This window comes from Zoogloea sp., from assembly GCF_041914405.1.
Classification (GTDB): domain Bacteria; phylum Pseudomonadota; class Gammaproteobacteria; order Burkholderiales; family Rhodocyclaceae; genus Zoogloea.
The window spans coordinates 1-12273 of sequence record NZ_JAYSDK010000061.1 but is presented as its reverse complement, the minus strand read 5'-3'; the positions used below and the strand labels follow the sequence as shown (position 1 = coordinate 12273).

Here is a 12273-nt window from a genome sequence, read left to right as displayed (position 1 = left end):
GCGCAGAAGGAAGAATGGCTGAAGCCGCTGGCCCGCGGCGAGAAGCTCGGCTGCTTCTGCCTCACCGAGCCCCACACCGGCTCCGACGCGGCGGCCATCACCACCCGCGCCGACCGCGACGGCGACCATTTCGTGCTGAACGGCGTCAAGCAGTTCATCACCACCGGCAAGCACGCCCACATGGCCATCGTCTTCGCCGTCACCGACAAGGCTGCCGGCAAGAAGGGCATCTCCTGCTTCCTGGTGCCGACCGCCACGCCGGGCTTCATCGTCGGCCGTACCGAAGACAAGATGGGCCAGCACGCCTCCGACACCGTGCAGATCATCCTCGAGAACTGCCGCGTGCCGGCCAGCGCCCTGCTCGGCAAGGAAGGCGAAGGCTACAAGATCGCCCTCTCCAACCTGGAAGCCGGCCGCATCGGCATCGCAGCCCAGAGCATCGGCATGGCCCGCGCCGCCTTCGAGGCTGCCATTCGCTACGCCAAGGAGCGCGTCACCTTCGGCGTGCCGATCATCGAGCACCAGGCGGTCAACTTCAAGCTGGCCGACATGAACACCCTGCTCGACGCCGCCCGCCTGATGGTCTGGCGCGCCGCCCCCCTCAAGGACGCCGGCAAGCCCTGCCTGAAGGAAGCCTCGATGGCCAAGATGTTCGCCTCCGAAGCCGCCGAGAAGATCGCCTCCGACGCCATCCAGATCCACGGCGGCGTTGGCTACACCAGCGACTTCCCGGTCGAGCGCATCTACCGTGACGTGCGCATCTGCCAGATCTACGAAGGCGCCAACGACATCCAGCGTCTGGTCATCGGCCGCTCCATCGCCGCCGAATAAAGCCCGGCATCAACCCGCGACGGCCCCCGATCTCGCGCGGCCGGAGCGCACCGTACTCAATTACGGCTGCGTTCCGCCTCTCGATTTCGGGGGCCGCGTTGCGACTGCTGCGTATACCCGCACAAGAACCAATCAGGAAGGAGACAACATGGGTCCTCTCCACGGCGTAAAAATCGTCGAATTCGCCGCCCTCGGCCCCGCCCCGATGGGCGCCATGATCCTCGCCGACCTTGGCGCCGAAGTGGTGCGCATCGAACGCAAGCCGCCCCCCAACGCCAAGCCCGGCTTCGAGATCTTCGATCCAAAGCTGGACATCCTCAACCGCAGCCGCCGCGTGGTGCGCCTCGACCTCAAGAAGCCCGAGGGCCTCGACGCCGCGCGGCGACTCGTCGCCGGCGCCGACATCCTGATCGAGGGCTTCCGCCCCGGCGTGATGGAGCGCCTCGGCCTCGGCCCCCTTGAGAGCCTGGCCGCCAATCCGCGGCTCGTCTATGGACGCATGACCGGCTGGGGCCAATACGGGCCCCTGTCCCAGAGCGCCGGCCATGACATCAACTACCTGTCCCTGTCCGGTGCGCTGCATGCGATTGGCGAAGCCGGTGGCAAGCCGGTCGTGCCCCTCAATCTGGTGGCCGACTGCGGCGGCGGCGCCATGCTGCTGGTCGTTGGCGTGCTCGCCGCCTTGACCGAGGCACGCAGCTCCGGCCACGGCCAGGTGGTGGACGCCGCGATGACCGACGGCTCCGCGTTGCTGATGAGCATGATGTACACGCTCAAGGCCATGGGCCAATGGTCGCAGCAGCGCGGCACCAACCTGCTCGACGGCGGCGCCCCTTTCTACGACACCTACCGCTGCGCCGACGGCAAGTACATTTCCATCGGCCCCATCGAACCCCAGTTCTACGCACTGTTCCTGCACAAGGCCGGCATCGACGACCCGGACTTCAACCAGCAATGGGAGCGCAGCCGCTGGCCGGAGCTCAAGACGCGCCTCGCCGCCCACCTTGAAACCCGCAGTCGCGACGCCTGGTGCGCGCTGCTGGAAGGCAGCGACGCCTGCGTGGCTCCGGTGCTGGACATGGACGAAGCGCCCGAACACCCGCACAATCGGGCTCGCGGCACTTTCATCGAGGTCGGCGGCGTCGTGCAGCCGGCCCCGGCCCCACGCTTCAGCCGCAGCATTCCCGCGCAGCCCCGTCCGCCGGTCGTCGATGGCGCCGGCGAGGACGTGCTCGCCGACTGGGGTTTCACCCCGGCGGAGATCGACGGGCTGCGCACGGCGGGGGCACTCTAATAAAACAGCGACAACAGGAGAACCAAGTGGAATATCAGAACATTCTCGTCGAGACCCGCGGCAAGGTCGGCCTGATCACCCTCAACCGTCCGAAGGCCCTCAACGCCCTCAATGACGCGCTGGTGGACGAACTGGGCGTGGCCCTCAACGGCTTCGAGTCCGACGAGAACATCGGCTGTATCGTCATCACCGGTTCCGAAAAGGCCTTCGCCGCCGGCGCCGACATCACGATGATGGCCAACTTCAGCTACATGGACGCCTACAAGGGCGACTACATCACCCGCAACTGGGAACGCGTGAAGACCTGCCGCAAGCCGATCATCGCCGCGGTGGCCGGCTTCGCCCTCGGCGGCGGCTGCGAACTGGCGATGAGCTGCGACATGATCTTCGCCGCCGACACCGCCAAGTTCGGCCAGCCCGAAGTCAAGCTGGGCATCCTGCCCGGCGCCGGCGGCACCCAGCGTCTGCCCCGCGCCGTCGGCAAGGGCAAGGCCATGGACCTGTGCCTGACCGCCCGCATGATGGACGCCGCCGAAGCCGAGAAGTCCGGCCTCGTCGCCCGCGTGATCCCCGCTGACCAGCTGCTGGACGAAGCCCTCAAGGCGGCCGAGACCATCGCCGGCTACTCCCTGCCGGTGGTCATGATGATCAAGGAATCGGTGAACCGCTCCTTCGAGAGCAGCCTCAACGAAGGCCTGCTGTTCGAACGCCGCGTGTTCCATTCCGCCTTCGCGCTGGACGACCAGAAGGAAGGCATGGCCGCCTTCGTCGAGAAGCGCAAGCCGGAATTCAAGAACCAGTAAACGCTGGCTGCACGGCATGAAAGGAAAAGGGGCCTCACGGCCCCTTTTCCTTTTCCAGCTTCCACGCGGCAAGAACGTCCTGGTGGGACGGCCCCGTGGGGACGAATTCATTCGCCCATCGCAGCTTGAATGAGCTCTGCGGGCGAATGAATTCGCCCCCACAAGAGGTTTGTTCGGCACCTTAGTGGCCGTGCAAGCGCCGCCTACGCCCCAGCAAACCTGCCTCGATTTCGCCCAGCTTTGGTACCCTGATCGGGATTGACGTCGCCCTGATGGCTTCTCGCGTCATCGTCGCGCCGACAGAATTGCCCTATTGCCCGTTTCAGGCAAGTTGTTCAGTAACTCCTTGGTCACCGACCGCACGGACGCCCGGGACCACACAGATATAGGTTTGATGAATGAAATCGTTTCCTGACAAGCGTGCGCTGAGCACCGACAACGTTCACTCCGACCGCCGCTTCGGCGTCGAGCACGGTGGCATCCACAAGCCGATCCACACCTCAGTGCAATACGGCTTCGATCGGGTCGAGGATCTGATCGGCGCCTTCCAGGGCACCTACAAGGGCGGCTACCAGTACGCCCGCCAGGGTACGCCGACCACGGCCGCCCTCGAAGCCAAGATCACCGCCTTGGAAGGTGGCGTCGGCACGGTGTGCTTCGCGACCGGCATGGGCGCCATCTCTGCGGTCTTCCTCACGCTCCTGCGCGCCGGCGACCACCTCGTGGCAAGCCGCTACATCTTCGGCAACACCAACAGCCTCCTCGGCACGATGGAAGGCCTGGGCGTCGCGGTGGACAAGGTCGATGCCTGCTCCGTCGAGGCCGTCGCTGCCGCCATCCGGCCGGAGACACGCATGGTCTTCGTCGAGACGGTCGCCAATCCGCGCACCCAGATCGCCGATCTGGAGCGCATCGGCGAGCTGTGCCGCGAGCGCGGGCTCATCTATGTGGTCGACAACACCATCACCTCCCCGGCACTGTTCCGGCCCGCCGCCATCGGCGCCAGCCTGGTGATCAACTCGCTGACCAAGACCATCGCCGGCCACGGCGAAGCGCTCGGCGGTGCCGTCACCGATACCGGCCTGTTCGACTGGACACCCTACCCGAACATCTTCCCCCCCTACCGCAAGGGCGATCCGAAAGCCTGGGGACTGGTGCAGATCCGCAAGAAGGGCCTGCGCGACACCGGCGCGACCCTATCGTCGGAGCAGGCGCACCGCATCAGCGTCGGCAGCGAAACCCTCTCGCTACGCGTGCAGCGCGCCAGCAGCACGGCGCTGGCGCTGGCCCAGTGGCTCGAACGCCACCCGAAGATCGATGCGGTCCACTATCCCTTCCTGCCGTCGCACGCCCAGCACGAACGCGCCAAGTCTCTCTTTGCGGCGGGCTCGTGGCTGCTCAGCTTCGAGCTGAGCGACCCGACGACGCTGGTCGAGGTACTCAACCGCCTCAGCCTGCCGATCAAGGCCACGGGCCTGGGCGACACACGCACCCTGATCATCCCGGTCGCCCCCACCATCTTCTGGGAAGCCGGCCAGGAAGCGCGCGCCGCGATGGGGATTGCCGAAGGCCTGATCCGCCTGTCGGTCGGTCTCGAGGACGAAGCCGACCTGATCGCCGACTTCGAGCGCGCGCTGGCGTAACACGGCCCGGCTGACTCAATCGTCCAGCCGTTCACGGAGATCAGCCGCCCACTGGAAACAGGGGGCGGCGATCGTCCGTGGATCTTCAGGGTTTATACGCAGACCAATTCGTGCGCTGATCACGCACGGCCTGCCACCCTGCACTGTGGTGCTGCTGGCCTTGTGGGGGCGAATTCATTCCCCCGCGGGCTTGATTGAACTGGCTGAGGGCGAATGAATTCGCCCTCACGATTCATGAGGCGGACGGTGCCTTACTTCACCTCCAGCACACTGTCGTCCCACTTGTCATGCTTTTCCAGCCCGAGCAGGTTGGCGACCGTGGCCGCGATGCTGGACAGGCCGGCGGTCGGGGTCTGCTTGAGGCCCAGTTTGCCGCCGCTGACGTTGTCGTAGAGGATCAGCGGTACCGGATTGAGGGTATGGGCGGTCTTGGCCTTGAAGGAGCCGTCCTTATTGAGGGCGGGCTGCTTGGTCTTCTTGTCCAGCTCGAACATCTCGTCCGCATTGCCGTGGTCGGCGGTGATCAGCGCCACACCACCCGCAGCGTCGATGGCCGGCAGCAGGCGCGACAAGGCCAGATCGACGGCCTCGATGGCGATCGCCGCGGCCTGGAAGTTGCCGGTGTGGCCGACCATATCGCCGTTGGCATAGTTGCAGCGCAGGATCTTGTACTGGCCGGACTGCAGCGCGGCGATCAGCGCATCGGTGATCTCGGCGGCCTTCATCCACGGACGCTGCTCGAAGGGCACCACGTCGCTGGGGACTTCCTGCCAGGTTTCGCCGTCGAACTTGCCGGAGCGGTTACCGTTCCAGAAGTAGGTCACGTGGCCGAACTTCTGCGTCTCGGAGCACGCGAACTGGGCCAGGCCAGCCTTGCTGAACCACTCGCCGGAGGTGTCCTTGATGGCCGGCGGGGCCACCAGGAAGCGCTTCGGCAGCTGCAGGTCGCCGTCGTACTGGAGCATGCCGGCATAGGTAACCTTGGGGTGGCGCACGCGGTCGAACTTGTCGAAGTCGTCCTCGACGAAGGCGCGGGTGATCTCGATGGCCCGGTCGCCGCGGAAGTTGTAGAAGACGACGGAATCACCGTCCTCGATGGTGCCGATGGGCTTGCCACCGTCAGCAATGACGAACTCCGGCAGATCCTGGTCGATGGTGCCGGGATTGGCGGCCCGCAGGCCGTGGATGGCCTCGGTGGCGTTGGCGAATTGGGCGCCTTCCCCGAGCACATGGGTCTTCCAGCCCTTGGCCACCATCGGCCAGTTGGCGTCGTAGCGGTCCATGGTGATGTACTGGCGGCCGCCGCCGGAGGCGATGCGGGCGTCGAAGCCGTCAGTGCTGATTTCGGCCAGGAAGGCTTCAAAGGGCACCACGTATTCCAGCGCGCTGGTCTCGGGCACGTCGCGGCCGTCGATGAGGGCGTGGATGCGCACGGTCTTCACGCCTTCGGCCTTGGCCTGCACGACCATCGCCTTCAGGTGGTCGATGTGGCTGTGCACGTTGCCGTCGGAGAACAGGCCGATGAAGTGGATCACGCCACGCCCGCTCTTCGCCCCGGCAACGATTTCCTTCCACGCGTCACCCGCCCAGATCGCACCGTCGGCGATCGCGTTGGCCACCAGCGCAGCCCCCTGCGCATACACCTGGCCGGCGCCGATGGCGTTGTGACCGACCTCGGAGTTGCCCATGTCGTCATCGGACGGCATGCCAACCGCGGTGCCGTGGGCGCGCAGGGAGATGTTCGGATACTCGGCGAACAGGCGGTCGAGGGTCGGCTTGCGGGCAGCGGCAATGGCGCTGCCCGCATCGTTCTTGGGCAGTCCGTAACCGTCCATGACGATCACGACGACCGGCCCGGCCACACCGGGGAAGGTGGGGAATTTCTGCAGCATGTTCACTTCCTTGATGAAAATTCTGGGACTGCGTCAAGCCCCGTCACTGTGCAGGACGGGCATCAGCACATCAATCTCGGCGGCACTTTTCTTGGGGCCAGCGGGCGCCAGGTCGGCATAGACAGACAGATCCTCGGTGTTGGGACGTCCCACCAGTGCCGCCAGCTCGGAGAACCGCAGACCCTGACGTACCAGCCAGGCGGTGCAAGTATGCCGCAAAGCCTCCGGGGTGATGCTTGCGGCATTCGCCAGACCACCATCGAAGGCGGCGCAGGCAAGCATCGACTGGATGTCCGCGGCCGCCAGGGCCGCCCCGCCCGCCCCCTGCAGCAGCGGTGCGTCGGCGGCCCGCCCCCCCGCCGACAGCTCGCGCAGCAGCCAGGCTGGCGCGGGGACGCTGCGGGCAGCGGCACCACCAACGTTCAAGGTTCCGGCAACGGCATCCAGGTCAGCCACCCGCAGAGCCAGCGCCTCCTCGGTGCTCAGGCCGAGCAGCAGCACCGCCACGGCGCTGCGGGCCTCGCCGGGCGCCGCCGCCAGCAGCGCGGCCAGTTCGTCCTGGCGCAGCTCACGCAGGCTCGCCGCTGCGGCTGCGGGCAACAGACCGGCGGCGGCCGCGGCACCGGCCGGCGGCAGGCTGGCGATCTGGTTCGGTGGCAGCATGCCCGGCGACACGCCACCCGGCAGAACGCCACCCGGTAGCCCCCACGGCTGGGGGATGATGACCGTGGTGTTCTGCCCAGTCTTGGCCGGCGGCTGGCGGTTGAACAGTTCGACGAACCAGATCGCCAGCAAGCCCAGGCCAAAAGCCAGCCCGAGAACGATCAGGCCATCACGCAGGTAATCGGGGCGGAAGGGCGACTGGGGCACGTTAGCGGCCTCGACCAGGTTCAGGGACGGCAGGCGGCTGCGCTCGCTGGCCTCCATCCTGGCCAACCGCTCCAGCGCCTCCCGGCCGGCCTTCTCGATCTGCGCCAGGTCGTCCTCCAGGGCTTTGACTTGCACGAAACGCTCCGAGAAATTCTGGATCGAGCCACGCTGGGTATTGATCTGCGCCTGCAGGCGCTCGGCGGTGGCGCGGGCACTCGCCACGTCCTCCTGGGCAGTCGCCAACGCCGTCTGCTGGCTGCTGCCCCGCTGGCTCTCGATCTGCCGCTCCAACTCGGAGATCCGCGAGCGCAGTGCGCGGGCGCGGGGGTCCATGCTCAGGAAATTCGCCGTATATGTACGCTCGAGCTCCCGGTATTCCTCGCGCAGCTGGGAGAGGCGGGTCTCCATCCCGGCCAGCGCCGCATCATCCTTTGAATTGCTTCCCCACTGGCCGGACTCGATGCGCTCCTTCAGGGCCCTCAGGCGGGCTTCGGCAATCGCGACCTTTTCCGTGGCGACGCTGAGGGAGGTGCTCAGGCCCTTCATCTTGGCAACCGCCTCGTTCTCGTCGCGCTCGGGGGACACCACCCCGTTCTTCGCCCGGAAGGCGTCCAGTCGGGAGCGCCGGTCGATGGCGGCCTTCGACAGCGCGGCGGCCTCCTCCCGCGCCCGGGTGAGTCCTTCGCTGGCGGCGGCGCCGAAGGACGCCTTCATCTCATCCTTGTACTGCTCGATGAGGGTGTTCAGCACGGCCGCCAGCAGGTCGGGCTTGGGGCCGATGGCCTGCAGTTCGATGACACCCGTGCCCTCCACCGGCTCGACGCCGATCATGCTCTGCAGCTGAGCGGCCGGGTCGCCGGCGGCCAGCGGGCGCCCGTTGTCGGCCAGCGCGTGGGCGACCTTATCGAGCAGCGGACGGCTGGTCAGCACCTGCACCTGGGTCAACAGGTCCGTCTGGCCAGCATCGGCGCCTGCCGGCGCGGAGGCTGCCCGCGGCACATCGGTGCCGGCGGTGAACTGCACGCGGGCGGTAGCCCGGTACTCCGGCGCCCGCGTGAAATTCCAGATCAGGCCAGGCACCAGCACCAGCAGGAAGACCAGAGAAAAGACCCGCAGGCGGCGCAGGTTGCTGCGCCGGGTCGCCTGCACGCCGTCGCCATCCGGCGTGATGTCGAGTTCAAGGAAGGAGCGCAGGGCCGACACGATCTGCATAATGGGATCACCCACAAGTGGTCAACAGGGCTCCGGGCCGGGGCGCGGAGAAAATCGAGCGCGAATATTCGGCGCCGCCGGAGCGCCGGTCAAGCCATCACGTCACGGTGCGGGATTTTGCCGCCACCTGCCCGTCGGGCCGGGGGCGAAACTGCCGCCGGTCACGATAGTAATCCTCGCGTTCACTGTCCGGTGTGACACCCGGGATGCCAAGCAGGGGCAGCGGCCGCAGCAAGCGGGGCGTCAGGGCGCCAGCAACTGCGGTGAGATGCGCGGCCAGCCAGACGTCCGCCTCGGCCTGGCGCTGCGCCGCCGGAAGCGCCAGCCAGCCTTCATCCACCTGCCGGTAGATGACCTTTGCGCACAGGCCGGTAAAGGGCGCGCGCAATTGATCCCAGCTGGCGTGGCCGAAGACCAGGAAGCGGGTGCTCTCCGCGAGGTGCCGGCGACGGCGCCAGAACGCCTCTTCCCACTCATGGTCGGCCAGCAGTTGCAGGATTTCAGCATCGGAACCGACCACCAGCACGCCGCACTCGTCGAACTGGGTCAAGGCGTCGCGCAAGGGCCCGCGCCCCACCAGCCCTTCCGCCGCGCGGGCCTCGGCGGCCTGCAGGTGCAGCCGGTTGCAGGCGGACTTGCTGCGGGGCCAGACGCACCAGGCCAGCGCATTGAAGAAATCGTGCCAGTCGTCGGGACGGGTCGGCACCGCGTCGTGACGGGCCACGTAGTCCTCGTAGGCCACACCATCCGGGGCCGCAATGAAGCGCAGCGGACGCAGCCCCGCGTTCGCGGTGGCTTCGGCGTAGAGGGCATCGAGTTCGGCCAGCCGGGGCAAGCCCGGCGCCGTGAAGCGTGCCAGCAGAGGAGCGATGCCGTCGAACAGTGGGCACCGGGCGAGAGCCGCCGGTACGTCACCGGCACTCATTCGGTGGCAGGCTTGATCGGCTTGGACGCGGCCTCCGCCTCGACGAAGGTCAGCGTGTCGTTCTTGCGCGTGAAGGTGCCGACCAGCCGCCCGGGCGGCTCCTCCGGGGGATCCTCCCAGCGCTGGAACTGGCACTTCTCGGTACCGGCGAGATACCAGTTCTTGCCCTGCTTCAGGGCCCACAGGTAGTCGCCAGCCTCGTAGACCTCCATCTTCACGGTGCCGGCGACGCCCGGCTTGATCTCGTAGCGACGCATGCAGGTGGGCATGCGCGACACGACGATGGACTGGGCCACCTCATCGCTCCAGAACCAGCGCTGCTCGCGCAGCAGAGAGATGGAGTGATCCTTGCCGTCGATGAGGAAGGCGATGCCGTCGTTCTCGCAGGCGGAGAGCAGCGGAACGGCGGCGAGGATCAGCAGCGTCTTGAGGGCAGAGGTCGCGCGCATCGTCGTGTCGGGAAAGGACTCAGATCAGTTTCCAGTGGATCTGCTCGCCACCGCGCAGCGGCACCAGCGGGTCGCCCGGCAGGTAGTCGAGGCCGGCCGGCACGTCCCAGCTTTCCTTGGCCAGCGTGATCGTGTCGGTGTTGCGCGGCAGTCGGTAGAAGTCCGGGCCGTTGAAGCTGGCGAAGGCTTCCAGCTTGTCCAGCGCACCGGCCTGCTCGAAGGCTTCCGCGTACAACTCGATGCCGGCGTGGGCGGTGTAGCAGCCGGCGCAGCCACAGGCAGACTCCTTGGTCGTCTTGGCGTGGGGCGCCGAGTCGGTACCGAGGAAGAACTTGGTGCTGCCGGACGTGGCGACCTTCACCAGCGCCTCGCGGTGGGTCTCACGCTTGAGAACCGGCAGGCAATAGTGATGCGGCCGGATGCCACCGGCAAAGATCGCATTGCGGTTGAGCAGCAGGTGGTGGGCGGTGATCGTCGCGCCCACGTTGGCCCCCGCTTCGCTTACAAACTGCGCCGCGTCGGCCGTCGTGATGTGCTCGAAGACGATGCGCAGGGTCGGGTAGCGCGCTGCAAGCGGCGCCAGTACGCGATCGATAAAGACGCGCTCGCGATCAAAGATATCAACGTCAGCATGGGTCACCTCGCCATGAACACAGAGAACGATGCCCGCCTCGGCCATCCGTTCGAGCACCGGATAGACCTTGGCGATGTCGGTAACGCCCGCGTCCGAGTTGGTCGTCGCGCCAGCCGGGTAGAGCTTGGCGGCGGGAATGAAGCCGCTGGCGGCGGCCTTGTCGATCTCTTCGGGCTTGAGGCTGTCAGTGAGGTACAACGTCATCAGCGGCGCGAACTTGAGGCCGGCCGGCACAGCGGCGAGGATGCGCTCCCGGTAGGCCGCCGCCTGCTCCACGCTGGTCACCGGCGGCTTCAGGTTGGGCATGATCAACGCACGGCCGAAGCGGCGGGCGGTGTCGGGCACCACCGCGGCCAGGGCGGCGCCGTCGCGCACGTGCAGATGCCAGTCGTCGGGGCGGGTGAGGGTCAGGTTCGGCATGGCGAATTTCCGTCGGCAGATGACTAATTCACCATTTTAGCAGCCCGCCCCGGCCGCCTGCCGGTTTCAGCCGCGCTTGCGCCCGGTGAGCATGGCCCGCACGAGGTTCTCTTGCTGCAGGCGACTCATCACCACCACACCGGCCAGATGCACGGTGACGCAGCCGAGCAGCACGTTGGCCAGCCCCTGGTGGAGATCGATCAGCCAGTCATCACCCCAGAAGGCGTCGAGACGGGCCATCCAGCCGGTCACGCCGAGCGCGATGATCAGCGTCCACAGTAGGTAGGCCATCCACTGTCCGAGCGGATTGTGGCCCAGGCCGGCATGGCCTTTGCCTCGCATGAGATCAGCCAGATGCGCGCGGATCAAGGGCCAGCCGGGCAGCGGCAGCGCCGCGGTCGAGCCGCCCCGCGCCAACAGCCCATGCACGAGGCGCACCAGCACCAGCGCCACGGCCATGTAACCAGCCATCCGGTGAAGTTCGCCACTCTCGTTGAAGGAATTGAACAGCACCAGCCCCGCCACGCCCCAGTGGGTCAGGCGGACGAGGCGATCCCACACCGGGCGCTGGCGAGCTTCGCTCCCCACGGATTACTTCTCGATCTCGGCCTTCACGATGGCCAGGGTCTTGGTGTCGAAGTAGATCTCGACCTTCTTGCCTTCCTTGTTCTTGCCATAGATCTCGTAGCACGAGCCGTCGATCTTGAACTTGCGGACCTCGTACTGTGCCTCCAGGCGCGCCTTCGCCTCGGCCTCGGGAATCCATTCGGACTTGGGATGGGGCTCACACTTGGCGCCGGCAAAGGCGGCGGTGGGCAACAGGGCGATGCTGAGGGCAAGCAGGGACGAACGCATGATGACGACCTTTCGTGAGCCGGCGACAGCCGGGGTTTGAGGGAACGACGGGGACATTAGCATCAACGAGAATAGTTCTCAATAGCAAGAATGTGCAGATCCCCAGCCGCGTCCGCGCGCGGCTCATCCGGCTTTCCGATCGCCAATTCGCAGTTCATCCGGAAAACCGAACGCATCTCCTCAGCGCGGCATCTCCACGCCTTTTCAAATCAGTAACTTGCAGCGCCTGGCGCATGGCCGGCCGGCTGGCACAGGCCGTGCAAAGAAAGGACTGCGCGACGCTGCCGCGCCAATAAAACCAAGACTCCGGAGACACCAACCATGCGCATCACGCCGAAGTTAGTCCTGCCCTGCCTGCTTGCCGGCGGACTGGCGCAGTCCGCCCTCGCCCAGGAATCGCCGACGCTGAAAAAGATCAAGGACAGCGGCACCATCTCCCTGGGCC

At 66.7% G+C, this 12273-nt stretch carries 11 protein-coding genes; 4 read left to right on the top strand and 7 right to left on the bottom strand.

Annotation, left to right across the window (positions count from 1 at the left end; genetic code table 11):
- The 4 genes from ACE3RX_RS22475 to ACE3RX_RS22460 form a co-directional block, all read left to right on the top strand.
- Positions 1–831: acyl-CoA dehydrogenase family protein (locus ACE3RX_RS22475; protein ID WP_374487200.1), on the top strand; the 831-nt coding region annotated here is incomplete at its 5' end.
- Between the two features lie 148 nt (positions 832–979).
- A complete protein-coding gene (locus ACE3RX_RS22470) occupies positions 980–2125 on the top strand; it encodes a CaiB/BaiF CoA transferase family protein (protein WP_374487199.1) in 1146 nt (381 codons plus the stop codon).
- A 26-nt stretch (positions 2126–2151) separates the two neighbouring features.
- On the top strand, positions 2152–2928 hold the full coding sequence (locus tag ACE3RX_RS22465; RefSeq protein WP_374487198.1) for an enoyl-CoA hydratase: 777 nt from the start codon (positions 2152–2154) through the stop codon (positions 2926–2928).
- A gap of 398 nt (positions 2929–3326) precedes the next feature.
- On the top strand, positions 3327–4571 hold the full coding sequence (locus ACE3RX_RS22460) for a cystathionine gamma-synthase family protein (protein ID WP_374487197.1): 1245 nt from the start codon (positions 3327–3329) through the stop codon (positions 4569–4571).
- Between the two features lie 251 nt (positions 4572–4822).
- On the opposite strand, the gene gpmI is transcribed toward ACE3RX_RS22460, so the two are convergent.
- The 7 genes from gpmI to ACE3RX_RS22425 form a co-directional block, all read right to left on the bottom strand.
- Positions 4823–6463: a 2,3-bisphosphoglycerate-independent phosphoglycerate mutase gene (gpmI, locus tag ACE3RX_RS22455; RefSeq protein WP_374487196.1), complete on the bottom strand. Its 1641-nt coding sequence runs from the start codon at positions 6461–6463 to the stop codon at positions 4823–4825.
- Between the two features lie 33 nt (positions 6464–6496).
- A complete protein-coding gene (locus ACE3RX_RS22450) occupies positions 6497–8560 on the bottom strand; it encodes a hypothetical protein (RefSeq protein ID WP_374487195.1) in 2064 nt (687 codons plus the stop codon).
- A gap of 82 nt (positions 8561–8642) precedes the next feature.
- On the bottom strand, positions 8643–9470 hold the full coding sequence (locus ACE3RX_RS22445; protein WP_374487194.1) for a DUF3025 domain-containing protein: 828 nt from the start codon (positions 9468–9470) through the stop codon (positions 8643–8645).
- A complete protein-coding gene (locus ACE3RX_RS22440; RefSeq protein WP_374487193.1) occupies positions 9467–9919 on the bottom strand; it encodes a hypothetical protein in 453 nt (150 codons plus the stop codon). The genes ACE3RX_RS22445 and ACE3RX_RS22440 overlap by 4 nt, the downstream gene beginning before the upstream one ends.
- Before the next feature lie 19 nt (positions 9920–9938).
- A complete protein-coding gene (gene pyrC / locus ACE3RX_RS22435) occupies positions 9939–10973 on the bottom strand; it encodes a dihydroorotase (protein WP_374487192.1) in 1035 nt (344 codons plus the stop codon).
- Positions 10974–11039: 66 nt separating this feature from the next.
- Complete coding sequence (locus tag ACE3RX_RS22430) at positions 11040–11561, bottom strand: cytochrome b/b6 domain-containing protein (protein WP_374487191.1); 522 nt, start codon at positions 11559–11561, stop codon at positions 11040–11042.
- Positions 11562–11564: 3 nt separating this feature from the next.
- Entirely contained in the window at positions 11565–11828 is a 264-nt protein-coding gene (locus ACE3RX_RS22425) for a PepSY domain-containing protein (RefSeq protein WP_374487190.1), read from the bottom strand.
- Positions 11829–12273 lie beyond the last annotated feature (445 nt).